This is a genomic window from Paenibacillus sp. Marseille-Q7038 (genome assembly GCF_965111595.1).
In genome coordinates, this window is the sequence record NZ_CBCOOM010000001.1 from 2,449,059 (window position 1) to 2,469,889 (window position 20,831).

The 20,831-nt window shown below is 41.4% G+C and carries 23 protein-coding genes and 1 other annotated feature; of the genes, 2 read left to right on the forward strand and 21 right to left on the reverse strand.

Annotation, left to right across the window (positions count from 1 at the left end):
• Nucleotides 1-3 precede the first annotated feature (3 nt).
• The 12 genes from ACWPWY_RS11595 to ypeB all read right to left on the reverse strand — a co-directional run bounded on the left by ACWPWY_RS11595 (nt 4) and on the right by ypeB (nt 9,774).
• Nucleotides 4-603 carry a hypothetical protein gene (locus ACWPWY_RS11595; protein ID WP_454191836.1) on the reverse strand — a complete coding sequence of 200 codons (600 nt, stop codon included), beginning with the start codon at nt 601-603 and terminating at the stop codon, nt 4-6.
• A gap of 47 nt (nt 604-650) precedes the next feature.
• Complete coding sequence (locus ACWPWY_RS11600) at nt 651-830, reverse strand: DUF2768 family protein (protein ID WP_191799235.1); 180 nt, start codon at nt 828-830, stop codon at nt 651-653.
• 192 nt (nt 831-1,022) lie between these two features.
• Nucleotides 1,023-1,301, reverse strand: coding sequence for a stage VI sporulation protein F (locus tag ACWPWY_RS11605; RefSeq protein ID WP_454191837.1), 279 nt, complete (start codon nt 1,299-1,301; stop codon nt 1,023-1,025).
• 96 nt (nt 1,302-1,397) lie between these two features.
• Nucleotides 1,398-2,438: an NAD(P)H-dependent glycerol-3-phosphate dehydrogenase gene (locus tag ACWPWY_RS11610; RefSeq protein ID WP_454191838.1), complete on the reverse strand. Its 1,041-nt coding sequence runs from the start codon at nt 2,436-2,438 to the stop codon at nt 1,398-1,400.
• The gene (gene plsY, locus ACWPWY_RS11615; protein ID WP_454191839.1) at nt 2,431-3,051 is read right to left on the reverse strand and encodes a glycerol-3-phosphate 1-O-acyltransferase PlsY; all 621 of its coding nucleotides are present in this window, start codon (nt 3,049-3,051) and stop codon (nt 2,431-2,433) included. Before plsY ends, ACWPWY_RS11610 begins: the two co-directional genes overlap by 8 nt.
• Nucleotides 3,052-3,063: 12 nt before the next feature.
• Complete coding sequence (der, locus tag ACWPWY_RS11620) at nt 3,064-4,386, reverse strand: ribosome biogenesis GTPase Der (RefSeq protein WP_191799231.1); 1,323 nt, start codon at nt 4,384-4,386, stop codon at nt 3,064-3,066.
• 180 nt (nt 4,387-4,566) lie between these two features.
• Complete coding sequence (gene rpsA / locus ACWPWY_RS11625; RefSeq protein WP_454191840.1) at nt 4,567-5,796, reverse strand: 30S ribosomal protein S1; 1,230 nt, start codon at nt 5,794-5,796, stop codon at nt 4,567-4,569.
• Nucleotides 5,797-5,913: 117 nt separating this feature from the next.
• A complete protein-coding gene (locus ACWPWY_RS11630) occupies nt 5,914-6,504 on the reverse strand; it encodes a lysophospholipid acyltransferase family protein (protein WP_454191841.1) in 591 nt (196 codons plus the stop codon).
• Nucleotides 6,501-7,205, reverse strand: a complete 705-nt coding sequence (gene cmk / locus ACWPWY_RS11635; protein WP_454191842.1) for a (d)CMP kinase — start codon at nt 7,203-7,205, stop codon at nt 6,501-6,503. Before cmk ends, ACWPWY_RS11630 begins: the two co-directional genes overlap by 4 nt.
• Before the next feature lie 97 nt (nt 7,206-7,302).
• Nucleotides 7,303-7,536, reverse strand: coding sequence for a DUF5359 family protein (locus ACWPWY_RS11640; protein WP_454191843.1), 234 nt, complete (start codon nt 7,534-7,536; stop codon nt 7,303-7,305).
• 92 nt (nt 7,537-7,628) lie between these two features.
• Nucleotides 7,629-8,285: a flagellar brake protein gene (locus ACWPWY_RS11645; RefSeq protein ID WP_454191844.1), complete on the reverse strand. Its 657-nt coding sequence runs from the start codon at nt 8,283-8,285 to the stop codon at nt 7,629-7,631.
• A gap of 127 nt (nt 8,286-8,412) precedes the next feature.
• Nucleotides 8,413-9,774 carry a germination protein YpeB gene (gene ypeB / locus ACWPWY_RS11650; RefSeq protein WP_454191845.1) on the reverse strand — a complete coding sequence of 454 codons (1,362 nt, stop codon included), beginning with the start codon at nt 9,772-9,774 and terminating at the stop codon, nt 8,413-8,415.
• A gap of 70 nt (nt 9,775-9,844) precedes the next feature.
• Between ypeB and ACWPWY_RS11655 the strand changes: the two genes are divergently transcribed.
• Nucleotides 9,845-10,093 carry a hypothetical protein gene (locus ACWPWY_RS11655; protein WP_454192925.1) on the forward strand — a complete coding sequence of 83 codons (249 nt, stop codon included), beginning with the start codon at nt 9,845-9,847 and terminating at the stop codon, nt 10,091-10,093.
• A gap of 21 nt (nt 10,094-10,114) precedes the next feature.
• On the opposite strand, the gene prsW is transcribed toward ACWPWY_RS11655, so the two are convergent.
• The 5 genes from prsW to ACWPWY_RS11680 form a co-directional block, all read right to left on the reverse strand.
• Entirely contained in the window at nt 10,115-10,819 is a 705-nt protein-coding gene (gene prsW / locus ACWPWY_RS11660) for a glutamic-type intramembrane protease PrsW (protein ID WP_454191846.1), read from the reverse strand.
• A gap of 47 nt (nt 10,820-10,866) precedes the next feature.
• A complete protein-coding gene (locus ACWPWY_RS11665; protein ID WP_454191847.1) occupies nt 10,867-11,484 on the reverse strand; it encodes a genetic competence negative regulator in 618 nt (205 codons plus the stop codon).
• A 193-nt stretch (nt 11,485-11,677) separates the two neighbouring features.
• Nucleotides 11,678-12,037 (reverse strand): hypothetical protein, encoded by a 360-nt coding sequence (locus ACWPWY_RS11670; protein WP_454191848.1) that lies wholly within the window; start codon nt 12,035-12,037, stop codon nt 11,678-11,680.
• 121 nt (nt 12,038-12,158) lie between these two features.
• Nucleotides 12,159-12,581: a hypothetical protein gene (locus ACWPWY_RS11675; protein WP_454191849.1), complete on the reverse strand. Its 423-nt coding sequence runs from the start codon at nt 12,579-12,581 to the stop codon at nt 12,159-12,161.
• The gene (locus ACWPWY_RS11680) at nt 12,578-13,171 is read right to left on the reverse strand and encodes a CPBP family intramembrane glutamic endopeptidase (RefSeq protein ID WP_454191850.1); all 594 of its coding nucleotides are present in this window, start codon (nt 13,169-13,171) and stop codon (nt 12,578-12,580) included. The genes ACWPWY_RS11675 and ACWPWY_RS11680 overlap by 4 nt, the downstream gene beginning before the upstream one ends.
• Nucleotides 13,172-13,400: 229 nt before the next feature.
• Nucleotides 13,401-13,638: a binding site (T-box leader), on the forward strand.
• A gap of 201 nt (nt 13,639-13,839) precedes the next feature.
• Between ACWPWY_RS11680 and serA the strand changes: the two genes are divergently transcribed.
• Nucleotides 13,840-15,435, forward strand: a complete 1,596-nt coding sequence (gene serA / locus ACWPWY_RS11685) for a phosphoglycerate dehydrogenase (protein WP_454191851.1) — start codon at nt 13,840-13,842, stop codon at nt 15,433-15,435.
• 188 nt (nt 15,436-15,623) lie between these two features.
• Here the strand turns inward: serA and ACWPWY_RS11690 are convergent, their stop codons facing one another.
• From ACWPWY_RS11690 to resB, 4 genes are all read right to left on the reverse strand, one after another.
• The gene (locus tag ACWPWY_RS11690) at nt 15,624-17,090 is read right to left on the reverse strand and encodes an ATP-binding protein (protein ID WP_454191852.1); all 1,467 of its coding nucleotides are present in this window, start codon (nt 17,088-17,090) and stop codon (nt 15,624-15,626) included.
• Nucleotides 17,090-17,806 (reverse strand): response regulator transcription factor, encoded by a 717-nt coding sequence (locus tag ACWPWY_RS11695; RefSeq protein WP_454191853.1) that lies wholly within the window; start codon nt 17,804-17,806, stop codon nt 17,090-17,092. Before ACWPWY_RS11695 ends, ACWPWY_RS11690 begins: the two co-directional genes overlap by 1 nt.
• Before the next feature lie 79 nt (nt 17,807-17,885).
• Complete coding sequence (ccsA, locus tag ACWPWY_RS11700; protein ID WP_454192867.1) at nt 17,886-19,145, reverse strand: cytochrome c biogenesis protein CcsA; 1,260 nt, start codon at nt 19,143-19,145, stop codon at nt 17,886-17,888.
• A 2-nt stretch (nt 19,146-19,147) separates the two neighbouring features.
• The gene (gene resB, locus ACWPWY_RS11705; RefSeq protein WP_454191854.1) at nt 19,148-20,824 is read right to left on the reverse strand and encodes a cytochrome c biogenesis protein ResB; all 1,677 of its coding nucleotides are present in this window, start codon (nt 20,822-20,824) and stop codon (nt 19,148-19,150) included.
• Between the last annotated feature and the right edge of the window lie 7 nt (nt 20,825-20,831).

Sequence of the window (20,831 nt, forward strand, 5' to 3'; positions counted from 1 at the left end):
GTATCAGAGCCAACCCTGTTCTCGTAGTGAATCGCCATTCAATCCTAGCACATCCTCCAATTGCTCCAGATGTTCTGCTGACCACACATTACGGCGAATCAATTCTTGTAATAAAGGGGTATGGGCTTCTATATTCTCATTCATTTTCTTAGCTATAAGATCATATCGATCTGCCCGCTCACGAAGGATGTTAAACAGGAGCTCATGACTCAGCGGTGTCATAAAAATGGAGTGATGCGTACCTGGAATATTATATTTCTGTGCATAAGGAATCAAAAAAGCAATATCTGTACGATAAAGTGAATCCGAGGTACAAATTTCAAATCCTCCAGATAATTCTAAAGAAGCTTCACCGATCTGATAATGACTGAGCAAAGAAGTATAGGTACCGCTTCGATCAAGACGCTGCTCATCGACTGAATATGAACTGATCTCTTTATGTAATGGTTTGGCGATTTCAAAATCAGCATACACATCAATATCATTTGGCGGGTCCGTTAGTTCTACTCCCTGCAACAGAAGGCTGCAGCTTCCTCCTAACAGCCATTTGTATTGCTTCGGGTTCCATGCCATACCTAAGACGTTTAAAGCTGTATCAAGCACTTATCATGACTCCAATCGTATAATGAATTCAGACTTCCTTGTTATAATTACATAATGGATACCAGACCACTAAGAAGCCCAACCAGCATAATTATAAAAGCAAGCAGAGATAAAACTCCTTTTATTATACCCTTTGTCTTCGCACGTGCAAAAGTAATCAAGAAGACAGACAATCCCATAATTAAAACAGCGATAATCGAAAGCCACATCTTGTCCATTGCATCCATGTTTCATCCTCCAATGCCTCTATAGATCCAGAAAATAATGTATTTCCCATCTTTTCTCAGATATAGTGATTATAACATGAAAACACGCCTATTCCTCTTGTAAAAAGAAAAAAGAACAAAGATTATAGGCAGAAGCCCATCTTTGTTCTTCATCACAAGAAAGAGGTAAAATACTCTTTCTCAGCAGATATATTATTTCTTTTTCATCATCATTTTCATGATTGCTTCCATGTTGCTCGGATTCATACCGCTTTTCTTGATCGCATTCACGATTTCTTGAATCGTTTCTTCACTGACAGGTATTTTCGCCATTGCAGAAACTTGTTTGATCAACGTTCTCAGCTGATCCTCATTTTGTAAAGTTGAAGGTTTCACCGTACTAGCCAGCTTTTTCACTGCGCCTTCCGAGATCTTCTTCCCTGTCTTTTTATTAATTGCATTTAGAGCATCCTTAGAAATATGATCTGCCATTTATTCCCCTCCTTAAGACAAAAACTCAACATATTATATGAGCTGTCTTATCGAAGGGTGATGGAAACTAGAGAAATGAGAAAAGAGCCCATTAACTTAAGTGTGCCACTGTTCCCACGTCTCAAGTTTCATAACTTCCATCTCTGTCTTAGGATCACGGCCCATCAATGCTTCTACCGCAGTACGACTGTCTTTACCTGTAAAAAGCACTTTATAAAGCTGATCAGCGATCGGCATTTGTACTTTATACTTTTGTGATATTGCATGAGCTGCTTCTGTTGTACGAATTCCTTCAACAACCATGCCCATGGCATCCAGTACTTCTTGTAGTGGCTTGCCTTGACCAAGTGAATATCCAGCACGCCAATTACGGCTATGCTTACTTGTTGCGGTCACGACTAAATCCCCTACGCCAGCGAGTCCCGAAAAGGTAAGCGGGTTAGCCCCCATCTCAACTCCAATTCGGGAAATCTCCGCAAGGCCGCGGGTTATGATCGCTGCTTTGGCGTTATCTCCAAATCCAAGACCGTCCGACATTCCAGCACCTAAAGCAATGATATTCTTAAACGCACCTGCTAGTTCAACACCAAGCAAATCTCGATTGGTGTATACTCGAAAGTTCACATTCATGAACAAATCTCTAGCACGATTAGCAAGCTCATCATTTAAAGATGCCACCACAGTTGTCGTCGGTTTTTTCTGAACGACTTCTTCCGCATGACTCGGACCGGAAAGCACTACAATATCTCCTTCCGGACAGCCGAGTTCCTCCGAAATGACGACAGACATTCTTTTGAGAGTTGCCGTTTCGAATCCTTTTGTTGCATGTACAATAAGTGTGCCCTTTTTGTAAAAAGGCTTCAGCTGTTGTACCACGGAACGCATCGCTGATGAAGGAGCTACGATAATAATAGCCTGACTGTCTTCTACCGCTTCTTTCATATCACTTGTAGCCATAATCCGTTCGGATAAGATAATACCAGGTAAGTATCGAGCATTCGTATGCTGTTCATTAATCTCAGCAGCTTGCTCGTTACTTCGTGTCCACATGTACACATCATGGCCATTGTCTGCAAGAACACTTGCCAGTGCAGTCCCCCAGCTTCCAGCTACCAGTAACGTTACTTTGTTAGACAACCCGTTTACCCCCTTTTGATGAACGAGATCCCAGCTTATTTTCTTCCCCACGTATAAGTTTCATGATATTCGTCCGATGCCTCCAGAAGGCAAGTATACAAATAATGAGACTACACCAAAATAAAGGCCATGGATAAAGAAGGATAAATAAGAACAGAGGTGTTAGGAATACAAAAATTAAAGACCCTAAGGAAACGTATCTTGTGATTACAATACACATAATCGCTATAATGCCTGCATATAAAGCTGGTAAGAAACAAAGGGTTGCAAGCACGCCAATAGCGGTTGCAATCCCTTTCCCTCCACGAAAACGGAAAAATACGGGCCAGTTATGACCAACAATGGCAGCGACTCCACACAGAGCTGGAACCCATAGTGATTCACCGCCAAGCCATTTACCGATCCATATCGCTGCGACCCCTTTTGCAACGTCAAGTACAAGCACAAGAATAGCCGGTCCTTTTCCAAGGACACGTAATGTATTCGTTGCGCCTGCATTGCCGCTTCCATGATCCCGTATATCTATGCCTTTTGATAGTTTACCAAGCAAAAAGCTAAAGCTTACGGAACCTAGAAGATAGCTGATGATTATAGCCATAATAGCATAAATCACATTGTTTCTCCCCTAACCTTCGTCGGACTTGCGCCGAGTAAATATACGAATAGGTGTACCTTCAAAATTGAAAGCAGCACGTATCTTATTCTCAAGGTAACGCTCATAAGAGAAGTGCATCAGTTCCGGATCATTTACAAAAACAACAATCGTAGGAGGCTTGACTGCTACTTGAGTTACATAGTTAATACGCAGTCGTCTTCCTTTGTCTGTTGGCGGCGGATTAATAGCCACTGCATCCGATACAACATCGTTAAGTAAATGAGTCTGAACACGCATTACATGCTGCTGTGATACATGCTGTACTACAGGAAGCAATTTTTGTAAGCGCTGTTTAGTTTTAGCAGAAAGGAATACGATCGGTGCATAGGTCATGAATAGGAAATGATCCCGAATGTTCTTTTCGAATTCACGCATGGTTTTGTCGTCTTTATCTACGACGTCCCATTTGTTGACCACGAATAAGGAAGCTTTACCTGCTTCATATGCATAACCAGCAATATGTTTGTCTTGGTCAATGATTCCCTCTTCACCATTAATGACAATTAGTACGACATCAGCACGTTCAATCGCACGCATCGCGCGCATTACGCTATATTTCTCAGTCGTTTCATACACCTTACCGCGCTTTCTCATACCTGCCGTGTCAATAAGGACATAACGCTGGCCATCTTTTTCAAACGGAGTATCAATGGCATCTCTTGTTGTTCCCGCAATATCACTTACAATAACGCGTTCTTCCCCAAGGATGGCATTGACAAGTGATGATTTCCCTACATTCGGTCGTCCGATGAGAGCAACTCTGATTACATCTTCATCGTACCCATCTTCCTCGAGTTCAGGAAGATTAGTAACAATTGCATCAAGCAAGTCACCAATGCCTGTACCATGGCTTCCGGAGATGCCAATAGGATCACCAAAACCAAAAGAATAGAATTCATAAATGAGGTCGCTTCGACCCATATTGTCTACTTTGTTAACTGCAACGATAATCGGTTTACCGGATCGATACAGAATTTGAGCTACTTCTTCATCAGCTTGTGTAACTCCCGTCATCGCATCACACATAAATACGATAACATCAGCTTCTTCAATAGCGAGTTCTGCTTGCATACGGATGGATCTCAGAATGATATCTTCACCATCAATTTCGATTCCTCCCGTATCAATAATACTGAAAGGTTTGCCGTTCCATTCCGCCACACCATACAAACGGTCACGCGTAATTCCCGGTTTATCTTCCACAATGGCCAACCGGTCGCCGATGATCCGGTTAAAAATTGTTGATTTCCCTACATTCGGACGTCCGACTATAGCCACAACGGGTCTTGCCATAAAATACACTCCTCCTGTCACTTCTTACGCTTCATCATAGCAAAAAAAAGATAATTAAGCTAATGCTTTCCTTATCCAAAAAACAGGTTCTAACAACAATCGGCGAACCCCGAAGGGTCCGCCAATCGTGATTAGCAACCTGTTTGTTGCCTGTATGAAGATAAGCTTAACGCGACTTCATTATTTGAATTTACTTAATTTATCTCCGAAAAGATCGCCAAGTGTAACGCTCAATCCTTCGTTGCTCATGGAAACGTTAGGGTTGTCGATTACTTCACGTGGTGCATGTGATTTTCTGGATTTTTCAGGACGAGGCGCTGCATCAGCAGGAGCTTCTTCTGTTTCTTTGATGCTCAGGCTGGCACGTTGCTCAGCAGAGTTCAATTCCAGAATTTTCACTTGAACTTCTTGTCCTTCTTTCAGTACTTCATGCGGAGTACCGATGTGTTTGTGAGAAATCTGGGAAATGTGAACCAGACCTTCTACACCTGGAGCGATTTCTACGAAAGCACCAAATTGAACCAGACGTTTTACTACACCTGTTACGATGTCGCCCGTTTTAAACTGCTCTGTAGCAGTTTCCCAAGGACCTGGTTGTGCTGCTTTAATACTTAGGCTGATTTTTCCTTTTTCAGGATCAACTTTTAGTACTTTAACATTCACTTTTTCACCTTCGGAAAGAACGTCAGATGGTTTATCCACATGGCTCCAAGCAATCTCGGATACGTGAACAAGACCGTCAACGCCACCTACATCAACAAAAGCACCAAATTGAGTCAGGCGCTGTACAGTACCTTCAATTTGTTGTCCTTCGGTAAGTTCAGCAATCACTTTTTGTTTGTTAACTTCATGTTCTGCATCGAGAACATCTTTTTGAGAAAGGATTACTTTATTTGCTTCACGATCCAGTTCTTTAACTACAACGCGAAGAGTTTTTCCTTTGTAATCACTGAAATCTTCTACAAAATGACGCTCAACCATAGAAGCAGGGATGAATCCACGTACGCCAACGTCAGCTACTACGCCGCCTTTAACGACATCAGATACCACAACTTCAAATACTTCACCAGACTCTTGGTATTTAACAAGTTGTTCCCAAGCATTTTCGCTGTCGATTGCACGTTTAGAAAGAACTAGCTTTTCTTTCTCGTCATCGATGCTAACTACTTTACATTCCACTTCTTGGCCAACTTCTACTGCTTCGCCGATATTATCCACTTGTACAGAGGAAAGTTCGCGAACCGGAATTACACCGTCATATTTATATCCAATACTTACATAAGCTTGGTTATCTTCCAATTTGACAATGGTTCCTTTTACAGTATCGCCTTTTTTTAATGATACGAATGAATCCAATTCATCTTGGGTTGCTGCTTCTGTTACTTCTTGATTTTTAGTTTCTTCCGACATAATCAATACCCTCCTCAATTCAAAAACCCCATTTATTTAAACCTGCCGTAGCAGAGTTCAAAACATAACCTGGTAATGCTTAGCTTACCATAAAATATGGTGTGTCATTCATTGGCTTTATGGCTTAGATGGTACACCAGTTCTCGCCATTTCATCAATCTTAGACATAATTTTTTCCGTTGCCCGTTCAAGTGACTCTCCCGAAGGATCATCTCTGAATTCATCCAGGTTAACGGGTTCACCGTAAACAATTTTCATTTTTCTGAAAGGTTTGTATTCACCGATTACAGCAGCAGGTACTACAGCAGCTCCGCTTCGCAGCGCAAAGCTAGCAGCTCCTTTTTTTCCCATACCACCATCATTATGGCGACTGCCTTGCGGAAAGATTCCCAAGACTTCTCCACCCCGAAGAATGTTAAGCGCTGTCTTGATTGATTCCTTGCTCACACCGCCCCGTTTCACTGGGAACGCTCCGAGACCTCTTAAGATCGGACCAAGCACCGGAACTTCAAACAATTCGCTTTTCGCCATAAATCGAATTTTGCGGTGAATCTTAATTCCAAGAGTTGGCGGGTCAAAGTTACTAATGTGATTGCAACACATTACCACGCCGCCTTCGCGGGGAATATTCTCTCTCCCAATGGCCTCTAAACGAAATATAACCGTGTAAATTACGTTTAACAGAAACCGACCAATTGAATAAATCATAATCCAACCTCTCCCCTGACTTCCATACAGCGCGTTACAATGTGTTCAACAACCACATCAATACTCATTGATGTGGTATCAAGAACGATGGCATCTTCTGCTTGACGCAGCGGCGAAACTTCACGTTCCTGATCCAGCTTGTCCCGAGCCGCAATCTCTCTTTCGAGCTGATCGAGTGTTACCTCTTCCGTCTTATCGAGTTCCTTGAACCTACGAAGTGCACGTTCCCTAACGCTTGCGGTCATAAAAATTTTCACTTCTGCATCTGGTAAAACCGTCGTTCCGATGTCCCTTCCATCCATAACAACGCCCTTGCGAAGTGCCATCTTTCTCTGCATTTCAACAAGGTGATGACGCAAATCTTCGATTTGCGAATATAAGGATACTACTCCAGTAACTTCTCTCGAACGGATCGGCCCTGATACATCTTCCCCATTAAGGTATACCTTCTGCCCGCCATCAGCTGGTATTAGTTCAATATCCAGTTTTTTAACGTGCGCAAGTACGGTATCTACCTCTTCCGGTTTAATCTCATGGCGAAGCATATAATAGGTTACAGCACGATACATAGCGCCTGTATCCACGTACACATAAGACAGTTTGCTCGCCACGCGTCTAGCAACGGTACTTTTCCCAGCTCCTGCGGGACCGTCAATAGCCACATTCATTTTCCCGTTCTCTGCTGTATTCTGGCTTGTCAACGGGGCATTCCTCCTCAAACTTAAGCCTCAAGAAAAAAGCAGGCATTGCCTGCGACGAGAAAATTATACCACACAACCAGCACTGATGCAAAAAGGGTCACTCTTTATTCAGCATATTTGAAGTCTGGAAAGAAGCAGGCAGGGGTGTTCCCTCAAGCCGAAACACGCCCGACATATAAGGTGCTGTGTATCTGTTATGAAGCAAAACTTGAAAAACGAGAAGTAACAGAAAAAGACATATCAGCAATTTCTGTAGGCTGCGTTCAACCTGAATACTGAATTTCATAAATAAAGCTTCATATCTGCGGGCTTCCTCACCTGACTGTTTCATTCTCATCTCTCCTGCAGAACAATTTTGTTCATTGTGCCCAGAGAAATAAATAATCATTCCCTGATGAGTAATTTAATACTGTACGAATTCATTTATCTACCTTTAAAATCAAGTTGGCGTTCAAAACAGTATTTTATTATTTTTTGACGCTCCATATCTGAGATTTGTGTAAATTCAAGCATAGCTTTTTGCCGGCCACTTTCGAGGGTCATACTTCGAACCACGACTCCTTCAAAAGGTACATGTTCGAGCTCTCCGTTCTTATAAGGAAGCAACAACCAACAAGAAAGAGTCTGTCCTTCCTTTACTACATGTTTGACGTCTCCTAAAAAAGAAACGCCTCCTCCGCCTACATCATGGGTATAGGTTAGAAACCGTGTAAAATCATGTTTAAACTTAACAGCGAGTTCTAATTCGGACTGGACTCGTAAAAAGTTACGCCGCTGTATTTGAAAAATTTCTTCTGCAGATGGCTTGCGAAACTTCACCATTCTGATTACATCTTCTTTAAAACCAGTCACGTATGTATTAAAGTAATGCTTTACTCCACCCTCTGTTAGAAAGTAGATCGCCAACTCATCGCCCATATGAAGTTTCTTCAGTTGCCCGCTCCCTTCACGAATCGGAACTTCCATATAGATATCATCTTCATCTGTTTCGGCAATTCTCGAACGAAATTCGTAATTCGCTTCTTTCTCACCTTCTGAGGGTAACTGTATGAACAACACATCATTTACTTTCGGATACAAACTTCATTCACTCCCTGTCTATAGTCGCACAACCTTGAAATATAACAGGAATATTATACCATGCGTTTATGAATTTACATTCAGAAAAATGCAAAAAAAAAGCTTCTCCAAAGGAGAAGCTTCCGATCTACATTTTAGATCCTGCGGTTGGTCTAGGGATTTCTTCTACTGCTTCTTCTACACCAGTTTCCGCATTAATGTATATACGGTACATGGTATCATTGATTTTTCCGCCAAATTGATAGCACAACACTTCTTCACTGAATTCATTTTTTATTAACGCTTTCCGTGTAAAGGATACTTTAAAATCAGGATTCAGCTGTGCTCTTGCATCTTTCAGCTTGATTTTCGGCTCTGCAAATTCACGGTCATCTTTATGTTCGTTAAGGAATTCAGATGCTTGAAACCCAATCACCTCTCCGTTATCTAGACCTACACGGACCGTGATTTTCTCAGGATAAACGAGCACATCATCATGTTCTCTTACATAAGTGAAGTTACCTAGATTGTCATATTCATTGTAAGCAACAGCTTTCATCTCGCGATATCCTTTGTTCTCAAGGAAACGATCGGCTTTAGACATTGCTGTATCTCGATTCACTTGTCTTGGACCTACTTCTCTTTCATCGTTATATGAAATCAGCAGGCCGCCATCCACAGTAAAATCCATACGAATCAAATGACCGTCTGGTGCGGTAAGGTTTGCGGTATAGGACCTGTAATCTGTCCCTTTCCCGTTTTGAATAACCTGAATTTCGGGACTATCTATGTCCGTGAACTTTTGTGCTTTTCGTTTAATATCTTCTGGAGTAACCGTTACTCCGCCCAGTTTACGGACAGTACGATGCTCGTAAAGACTCGAGACGGATGGTCCCCAATCCATAGGAGGATAGTTGCCTACTTTTTGATCCAATGCACTAAGACCATCCACTATTACATTCTGCTGCTGATTCTGATTGTTGCCCCCGGCGGTCAAAGCAGCTTCTGCATCGCCCCACTTCAGGTTGTCAGAGAGTACAGAAAATTGTACCTGATCCAAATCTTTATTGATTTCAGCTGAATTCTTGTACAACGTTCTAAGATTCTCTTTTTCTTGAGCTGTTAACGGTTTCTCATGAAGATCTCTTAGTGATGTCTGATACGCAAATTTAGATATGCGAGACAAAAGCTCTTCTGTCTTGTTTACTGGAAGCGATGTGAGTGGAAGATCATTAAGTTCACTCTGTGCCTGACTCGCAAGCATCCATACATTCATAAGCCCTTTTTTATGCATTCCATCAGATGCGCTGCTAACCGCAAGCGTATTCCCTAGCTCTGAATGAATCCGGTCCATGTGGTACGAGAGATCATGAAATGATCGTTGATATTGATTCTCTGATTTTAAAGCTACTGCATTACGTTGTTGATATTGTTGATACCCCCAGATCAAAGAACCAATGAGCAGTATTGATACAATTGGGAATAACACCGAGCTTATCTTTTTATACATCTTTTGTGTTGCTCCTTTCTTCAGGTACGATGACCTTATTGTGACAAGAAGAAAGGAAGGTTATACATGAATGATCGCAAAATCAGAAGCTTTCTTCCTCAATATCAAACATGTCCCTGTTATCACAGACACACTGCTTGAATCCTGTTTCAATTCTTCCCCGTTCTTTTTTACCGCGCAAGACAAACCTTTCACCGCATTGTTTGCAGCGAATCTTCACTTTTACTCTCATGATTCAAATCCTCACTCCCTGGTTGATTTTGGTCATAAACATAAAAAAACACTTGCCTCTACTAGACAGAAAAATACTGCCAACTAGAAACAAGTGTATCCAAATCAATTACAGGTTAACCTCTTCCTCACGTTTTACAAAACGAAACGGAGAACGATTGTTAGCACGGTAAACTTTTCCCATACCTCCATACCAAAGGATGAGCATAACAGGTACGATAAACCAATACCACGCCTGTTCCACACCAAGAATCAGATCGTAAAGTCCATGCCAGAAAATCGGAAGAAGAATCGACATGACAAGAAACTTGCGTTGCAAGTTCTTTTTGTCGCTAAATTTAGCCCTGCCCATATAATATCCCATAATAACACCAAACATCGCATGACCTGAAACAGGGAGCAACGCTCTATAAAGCATGAAACTCATAGAAGCATTTCCAGCCCATGCATATAACAAATTCTCCACTGTAGCAAAACCAAGCGAGATGGCTACCGCATATAATATTCCGTCATAGGGCTCATCAAATTCAGTGTGATGATAGATAACGAAAAATAAAACAAGCCACTTGAGTATTTCCTCAATCCCCGCAGAAACTACGGATGCATGCAGAAACGGCTGATTTCCGATATCTCCAAGAAAAAGCATCAACCCTCGCTGCAGGAACATAACGGGAAATACGATAAGTAGTCCGAAAAAAAACATTCGAATAACCATATGGAGAGGTTCGGCATCGTAACGGTCTTTGAGATAAAAATACGTAAGCAGGGAAAGCCCCGGCGCAATTGCTGCCGTCAAGACCGAGAACAAAAGCACCGAACATCCCTCCAACATAATGGTTTCACATACTTACTCATTAAAATCTAAGAATCATGACGTTTGAAGTGTTCACAAATCGTTCCTACTGCATTTTCTGCCATAACAAGCTTGCCATATTCTCCGAGTACGGCACTCGTAACAGAACTTCCCTCGCCAAATTCAGCAAGAAGGGCAATGAGCGCTCCGTGCTGTTCAGTGTCGACTTCGTCCGGTTCAAGATGCAAGAACCATTTGTCCTTATAATGATACAAACGTCCAGCTTCCGTTACTTTAGCTTTCAGCATGTGAGCAGCCTCAATCAATACTTCAAAATCCTTAAAGACATACATCACAGAATCACTCTGCTCAAGTGTTACTTCCATTTCGTATATTTCATCTGCTATATCATCTTCGTGTAATGCACCATATCGTTCACGATCATATTTGCCTCTTGTGACAATAACGACCATTCCTTGAGCTGGTAACGCGAAGACCTCAACGGCCAAAGGGCCAGTAGCATCAAATCCAAGTTCGCTGTAGGCCTGGTCCATCATTTCCGTAAACAGTTCATGAACTTTAGGTTCTTCCTGCCACATATCTTCCTTCTGGATACCACGCTCGCTTAAATCATCAAAAGTCAGGAAAATCCGTATCTTGTCATTGCTTAAGCGTTCTATTTTCATACAGGATCTCCCCTTTATTAAGCATGTGTTATAAACAGATTATGTTGTATTCTGTGAGTATGTGATCAAAATGGATTATGTAAGTATGTTATCATTTTATACCCACAAATGCACGTAATAAAAACGATAAAAAAGAATCATTTACAGTCCAATAAGGATCTGCAAATGATTCTTTCTTCAAATCCTTATTTCATTACAACCCAGGAATCGCTGTATGGGATTCCGCCAGTACTTTTTCTACTTCTTTTTTCACGTCCGGATTCGAACGGATAAAAGATTTGATCAAATCTAAATTTTCGGCTTTTTGTTCTGGTGTCGATACTTTATTTGCCGAAGATTTAGAATTTGACCCCGCATTCGTTGTGTTCTCATCTGTCAATGCTTTACTCAGCATGCTATCCATGCCCGGAAAGGTGATATCCATCACCTTTTCTTTAGCATCATGCAGATATTTTTTCGCTTGTTTTGCCGTAGGCATATTTCCTTTTTGAGAAAGGACAGAACAAGCTACAGCACCAACAGTTAAGCCCATTAGAAACGAAGAAGTTCTCATTGATAAACCTCCTTGTATGTTAGGATGCATTCCTTATTGTTCACGTAAATAGGAAAAGTCATGCGTCAATCATACAAGAAAACTTTCTAGTGCACCGTATCACGTGATAAATCTAGGATTGCTAAGGGACTAATGTATTCAGTGGAGGAGCTCCTATAATCCCCCAATAAACAAGAAATCCAGTCAGAAGAATAAAAATAAAAATAAGTGAGTTGATGAACCACTTGCTGAGTCTTACTCTTCGAGATGGAAACAGTTCTGCTCTTGTCGGAAGTGTTTCTGCTTCTTGAATACGACCGCTTGCTTCCTTATTTTGCTTTTGTTTTTGTTCAGCCTGGAGTTTGCGCTGCATCCTTGATAACTCAGGAACGGGCTGAGTTTTACTCACAGGCTTCTTGTGTACTGGCTTATTCGTAACTGTTTTACTTTTCGGTTTACTATTCTCAACGACATTATGAAACGACTTAGAAGGTTTTATTTCCTTTCCCTCTTTACGACGACGATGATGACCATACTTTTGTGATCTACTTAGTTGTTGGTTCATGTTTCCCTCCGAAAACGAATGGCGAGTCCGGATATTAAATCAATTACAAAATGGCACAGTATGGGAGCCCATAACGTTCCAGATTGCTCATAAATATATCCTAAACCGTAACTGGATACAAAAACCCAGCCTGTAGGAAGCCAATGATTTAAATATCTAAAGTGAATTAAGGCAAAAATGATACTTGTCCAATAAGGACCGAAGGAATGCTGAATGGCACCTCTAAATAAAAGCTCTTCACAAACGGACACAACGGCAGCGATGATTATGATATGCCATATAGGTCTTTTGCGAAATAACATACGGTTAATACCGCCATCGTCCATACTATCCTCAGGCATAACCGCCGATAACAAGAAATCAACTACGAGCATGAGTGCAGCTAGTCCAAGACCATACATTACAAATTGCCAGCCTTGAGGTAAACTCAGTAGCTCCAGGGGATTTCTCTTTTGAAAAAAAATCCAAATAATACCTATAATTAATGTTAATGCTTGTGTTAAATAAAGGTTGATAAGAAGAAGGCGATCCGTTAGCTGATGAGGCTCAATTTTTTGAAATTTTAATTTCTTCCACTGTTGTTTTTTCATTCTCGCCTATTCTTACTCCTATTCTATAAATGATGTCTCTATCTCTGATGTAAATAAAGGGAATATTTAAATGATATCTAAAATACTTAAGAGATTCAAGAACCTTCAAGATATGGAGGAAAAATTTAGGAGGAAGCGTTGGGTTTTCTTCCTCTTTTTAGTAGATACAACTATTGACATGGCGATGTTACACATGATACATTATGAAAAATTGTTATTTAACAATATCTAAACAACGATGACGGAGAAAAGAACTGTACCGATTGTTCAGAGAACTGATGGTTGGTGAGAATCAGTAATCATACAGTATTTTTTAGCGCTCCCGAGTTACTATATCGAATTTAAAGTAGATATAGTCGCGTGATTCACGTTATGAATCTGGTCTATTGTAGACCATTAAGGCCGTTGCTCTTCTAACAAGAGCGATAGCGAATTAGGGTGGCACCACGACAACTCTCGTCCCTTACTACGGTAGTAGTATGCGGATTGAGAGTTTTTTTGCGTTAATTCCTTCAGGTTCTAGGAACAGATTATTTTGTTACAAAGCTGCACTATGTCACTTCAACGCATTAATTTTTTACCGAGTTTAAGGAAATGGCTTAGCTTTATACGTGAATGCCGCTTCTTATTCTATACATGTTGTTCAAAATCAAGGAGGACGATGATCAATGTTAAAAGTTTTGGTATCTGATCCAATCAGTGATTTGGGAATTCAGCAACTTATGGATGCTGAGGATGTTGTTGTCGACAAAAATACGGGTCTTTCGGAAGATGAACTTATTCAAATTATTGGAGATTATGATGCACTTCTTGTACGTAGTCAAACCCGTGTAACTCCTGCCATTATGAAAGCCGGCACACGCCTCAAAGTTATTGGTCGTGCCGGAGTTGGTGTTGACAATATCAATCTCGAAGCAGCTACTGAACGAGGTATTATCGTTATTAACGCACCCGATGGGAATACAATTACAACTTGTGAGCATACATTTGCGATGATGATGGCTCTAGCGAGACATATTCCTCAAGCTTATGCTAAGACGATAAACGGTACATGGGACCGTAAGACGTTCCTTGGCGTAGAACTTCGCAACAAGACACTTGGTGTCCTTGGTATGGGTAGAATCGGCAGTGAAGTAGCAAAAAGAGCCAAAGCGTTTGGAATGAACATTCTCGGCTACGATCCGTTCTTAACGAAAGAACGTGCTGAAAAAATGGGCGTTACCCTTGCTTCCGTTGACGACATTATTCGTAATGCGGATTTCATGACGGTTCACACACCACTGACTCCAGAAACAAAACACATGATTGCTCGGCCGCAATTCGAAGTCATGAAAAAAGGTATGAGAATTATCAACTGTGCGCGTGGTGGAATTATTGATGAGATGGCTCTAATTGAAGCTATTGATGAAGGGATTGTAGCAGGTGCTGCCTTTGACGTATTTGAAAGTGAACCTCCTGCAGCAGATCATCCATTCTTAAGTCATCCGAGTATCATCGTTACCCCTCACCTTGGTGCATCCACAGTAGAAGCACAAGAGAACGTAGCGATTGACGTGTCTGAGCAAGTGCTTCATATTTTACGGAACGAACCTTTCAAAAATGCGGTTAATATGCCTCCAGTGGCTCCAAGTGTTATGAATATTATTCAACCTTATTTCAAACTTGGTGAAACCCTAGGAAGCTTCGCAGCACAGATGGCAAATGAAGCAATCCAGGAAATTCATATTGACTACTCTGGTGACTTGTCGGAAGTCGATACCCAGCAGCTGACTCGTTATGTTCTAAAAGGCATACTTGAAAGGCATCTTGGCAGTGAAGCTAATATCGTAAACTCCCTGCATTTAGCAAAAACTCGTGAAATTAACGTGGTCGTATCTCAAGCTCCACGTACAAAAGGTTTCACCAACTTGATTACCGTAACGCTTAAGAACCAACATGAGCAAGAAAGACGTATTGCAGGAACACTTCTTGCTGGATATGGTGAGCGTATTGTAAGACTCGATCATTTCCCAGTAGACTTTGCTCCTGAAGATCACCAAATCTTCATCTCTCATAACGATAAACCAGGAATTATCGGCCTGGTAGGTACACTTCTTGGTGAAAATGATGTCAATATCGCCTCCATGCAAGTAGGACGTAAGATTATCGGCGGTGCTGCAATTATGATTCTGACGGTAGATAAAGAAGTACCAAAAGAAGTACTCCAAAAACTTACTGAATTGCCTGAACTGAATACGGCACAGGAAATTGTACTTCAAAAATAATATTAAACATAAAAAAGCTAGCCATAGGGCTAGCTTTTTTATGTTTTGTTTTGTGTTCTACTATGTAATTTGTATTCTACATATGTATTTCGATTCTAACGTCTCCAATTGTTCCACGTTGAACAAGATTAATCGGTACTGTTCAACAAAAAAAGCACCTTAGACAAGGTGCTTTTTCATAGAAAAGATCAAGTAAGCTTTGATTTATCCGATTTGTGTTGTTTTATAGGAAGTAGAATCGTAAACTCTGTACCTTCTCCATGAATACTGTCTACTTCGATTGTGCCTTGATGCGCATCAATGATGTGCTTAACAATGGCAAGCCCAAGACCCGTTCCACGACCTACATCACGAACTCTCGCTTTATCTGCCTTATAGAATCTCTCAAAGATAAAAGGCAGATCTTCACGAGGAATCCCTTTCCCTTTGTCTTGAATACGAATCTCCAGTTCATTCTCATTTTTCGTAGACGAAATAATAGAAATATGTCTCCCTGATGGAGTATGTCTGAAAGCATTATCAAGCAAATTGGTAAATACCTGCTCCAGCTTGTCTTCGTCAGCCGCTTCTAGGATCAAAGGTCCATCTGGATGCTTATACTCTAAGAGTAACCCCTGTTCTTTAGCTGCCACACTAAACTTGCGGTAAACACGATCAAGTAGCTGGTTCAAATCTACTCTGCTAAGGGTGACATCGGTATGCCCTGCTTCCATTCGAGCAAGATCTAGTAAATCCCTAACTAATCTGCCCATCCGCAGGGATTCATCATGAATAACTTGTATGAGTTCTTCGCTTTCTTTTGGAGAAGCCGCCATTCCATCAAGCAACGCCTCGCTGTACCCTTGAATCATCGATAATGGAGTTCTGATCTCATGAGAAATGTTGGCTATAAAGTCACTGCGCATCTTCTCTAGGTGTGCTTCTTCCGTCACATCCCTCAGCACAGCAACTGCCCCTCGGTTCCCTGGTTCTGTATGCAAAGGAGCCATCTGTACGGACCATACACTCTGTTTCACATGCACTTCTGCACTTTGGTCTTCCCCATGGCTTACCACCGCTTTAAATAAGGGTCTCAGCGGTTCAGGGACATCATTACCTGCATCCCCATTCTGTTCCTGAGGAGAGTACCTCACATCGATCTTGTTCCATTCGATTCCTTGCCAGGCAGACATTAATTTCGTTCCTTGCGGGTTCGTAGAAATGATCTTCCCTTCACTATCAAAAGAGACAACCGCATCCCTCATACTGCGCAGGACACTAGCCACACGTTCTTTCTCATGGTTCAAGTTCCGAATGGTATCCTCTAATTCTCCCGCCATATGATTAAAAGTACTCGCAAGCTCACCGATTTCATCGCTTGTAACAAGAGATAGTCTCGTATCATAATTTCCTTTACGAATCTCATTTGTCGCTTGAATCAGCTTCTGCATCGGTTGTGTTATTTTACTTAGAAGAAAAAGTGCAAAAAAAGTAGTTAAACTAAATCCAATAATACAGACAAGCACAAACATCTTTTTAATTTCTCCGGACTCATCTGCCGAGAAATTGATATCAATATAGGGGAGTAGAAATACTCCCAGTGTCATGAGAATACAGGCAACTAATAAAATGATGGTGTACCAAAGCTTACCGACTAGTGACTTCCAGAACTTCACTACTTCGGAACCTCCAGTTTATATCCAACTCCCCATACCGTTGTTATCATGGATGCCGCTTCTGGAGAAACTTTATTCAGCTTCTCACGAAGACGTTTCACATGAGTATCTACCGTACGTAAGTCGCCAAAAAACTCATAATTCCACACGTCTTTGAGTAAATCTTCCCTGGAGAAGACCTTATCCGGCGACACAGCGAGATAATGCAATAGCTCGTACTCTTTTGGAGTAAGACTCACCTCTGCCCCATTCGCTGTAACCCGATGAGCATCATGCTCAATAAGTAAGTGAGGAAACACGATGTTATTGCTTGAATTGCTTTCTTTAGATAGATAAGCGGTTGCAGAAGCTCTACGCAAGATAGCTTTAACTCGGTAGATCACTTCACGAGGGCTGAAAGGCTTCACTACATAATCATCTGCCCCAACTTCAAAACCCTGTACGCGATTGATCTCCTCCCCTTTGGCTGTAAGCATAAGCACGGGAGTTGATTTCACTTGACGCAGCCTAGTACATACTTCAATACCATCCATACCCGGCAACATTACGTCCAGCAAGATCAAGCCATAATCTTCTGATGTCGCTTTACTGAGTGCGGATTCACCATCCTCCGCCTCGTCGATGTCATAGCCTTCTTTTTCCAGATACATCTTCAACAAACGCCGAATTCTTTCTTCATCATCGACGACGAGTATCCGGTTCTCATGATCTGCCATTCGTACGATTCGCCTCACTTTCTTAAACCAGTTCTCATAGTATGCTCTATTTGAATAAAAACATAAACTTCATTTCCAGTTATTCTGTTCCAGCATAGGAATGAAGTCCAGCGATAATCAAGTTCACGCCAACCAGTGTAAACATCACGATCAGGAAGCCGAGTACAGCAAGCCACGCGGAATTACGTCCCTGCCAACCTTTAGACAAACGCAGATGCAAATAAGCACTGTAATAGAGCCAAGTAATAAGTGCCCATACTTCCTTGGGATCCCACCCCCAAAACCGTCCCCAGGCGATCTCTGCCCATATCATGGCAAAGATAAGTGCACCTAAGGTGAAGATGGGAAAACCTATTGCAATTGCACGGTAACTGATTTCATCCAAATCGTCAGGATCAATATCCGCTAGATAAGGACTCAGTGCTCGGCTCAGTGGTTTCCTAATGATTAATCGAAGCACTCCGTATAACAGCAGTCCTGAAATAACAGACCATATGACTGTATTCAGTTTGCGACCTGCATTTACACCATTCATCCATGAAGGTGCTTCAAATAAAGGTTCTTTCATTCCAAGGAATGAAGTATAGCTTTCTGTATCACTGTTATGTGGTGCTACAAGAGGCGGCATGTGATAAATGACTTTCTCTATTTTACTATTATTTGTCCCCCCGGTGTCAACGTCCGTCACCTGCTGTTGAACAAAAACCGCTTCGTATCCGCTTGCACGAAAGGCAAATACGGTACCAATAAATCCTATAACAATAATAATAACAACTAACGTAAATTCAAGCCACTTTTGTTGTCTTCTATCAACTTTCGCAGAACTATCAAATTTAACCGTTCGAAGCAGATACATCAAACCTGCTGCAAAGCCCACTGCAAAGAAAGATTCACCAAGAGCAGCAAGCGTAACGTGGATATTCAGCCAAATTGATTTCAGGGATGGAACTAGAGGCTGTACCTCCTGTGGAAAGACAGCTGCATATGCCATCAGTATAATTGTAATCGGCAGAGCAAAGAGTCCGAGAAGTGATGTCTTATATATCATGTAAAGTACAGCAAAAGCAACAATGACCATCATAGACAAGAAAGTCATAAATTCATACATATTAGATACGGGAATATGTCCTGCGCCTGCCCACCTAGTGAAAAAATAAACGAGCTGCGATACTAGACCGATTAATGTAAGCATCAAACCAAATCTTCCCCATTTTTTAACATGGGCTTCCGGCTCTCGATTACTGAACTTACGACCCATAACGGCGATTGCATGTACGATAAAAGCTCCACAATATAAGAAAAAGGCAATCATAAATGCATTACTGCTTACGTTAAGCATGTTCACGCTTTATTCCCTCCGTTGTCCAGTGACTTTTCATCCACTATAAGATTACCTTTCTTCAGCACATCAGCCACTTCTCGCCTAAGACCAATCCAGTTTTTATTTGTATGGGCACCTAAGGTCAGAGTTCCGTGGTCAATACGAATCCAAATTCTGCGATGTTGCCAATAGAATCCCATAATAAGACCAAGCATAACAATCGCGGCTCCCAGCCAAACAAACGGCATGGCTTTATCTACACGAATATTAAGATAAGTAGTGGAATTTATGATGTCGACATTATCCATTCCATTCACATCAAGTCTAAGCGGCATGATTCCTTCACTTAGTCTTTCATTAATCAGATCCTGCTGAAAGCGTTCCTTATCTATTTCCTTAGGAAAATAAAGATACTTCACCCCATCTGCGGGAAGATCCTTGCCTGTAACTGTAAATAAAAAGGCAGGCGCATTGGGACTCGGAGTTTTGGATACCGGTTCTCCCCGATCATTTAAGCCAAAATCCATAAATTTGCTAGTCAGTTTCAAATGATAAGGTCCAGCTTCATACTCAAGCTGTGGATTGTTCATACTTAGCTCAATCGTTCCATAAGATTCGCCCGTCTTCGTATCGATCACTTCTGGCGAAACAGCTCTCAGAATAGGAGTCAAATCATAATCATACTGATATGCTTTGAGTCCTTTGTAATCTAATGGGTCATTTACTTGAATAAAATGATGATCTACTTGTTTCAGCTGCGGCTCTTTTGATAGATCTGTACAATCGGCTGTACATTCATACAGCTTAGCTTCTGTCTCAAACAGCTTAGGAACAATTCTTCCAACATTCTTAAACTCTACCGGTGTTTCTTCCTCACTGTAATATTCCACTCGGAAATTTACATTTTCGAGATAAAACGTAGTATCCGGTAAATTCACAATCTCACCTTGCGGAAAAGCAACATGCTTGTCCATATGCAGGCCAGGCAGTCCTCGTGCTAATACCGCGAGCAAGAAGATGATTAGTCCAATATGTATAACATAAGGACCCCACCGGCTAAAACGGTACTTTTCTGCAAGCAGTGCAGATTCGTCTGTTTTTACACGATATCCTTTTTTCTTGAGCGGAGTAACCGCTTTCTCTATCCACTCTTTTGCTTGATCTTCAGGCATTTCTGTCTGGTAGGTAATTCTTTGTCTTGTTAGAAACTGCATATGTTTAGGAATACGTTGCTTGTTCAGTGCCTTGTAAAGAGGTAACACTCGATCTATGCTACAGATAACAAGAGAAGCACCGATCATAACAAGCAGTAAAATAAACCACCAGGATTCGTATGTATGTGAAAGTCCTAATATGTAATAGATGTTTCCTGGTAAACCATACGTTTCTTTGTAGTAAACAGAAGGATCTAGATTAATAAAAGCATTCTCCTGAGGATAAATCGTTCCAAGCATGGCTCCAACCAAAGTAAAGACGATCAGATAGATCGCCACTTTAACAGATGAAAAGAAATTCCACACTCGGTCAATCGCATTTGGATTACTTCGTTGTGAACGCCTTGCCCTGCCGTCATAACGCATTTCAAGCAGTTCAGTGGAAACAAGATCTTTTTCGTCTTGCGGTTTGCCGCAGGCTTCGCACAGTACGGTACCCACTGGATTCTGGTGGCCGCATTCACACTTTGTGTTTTGAATCATGGTGACG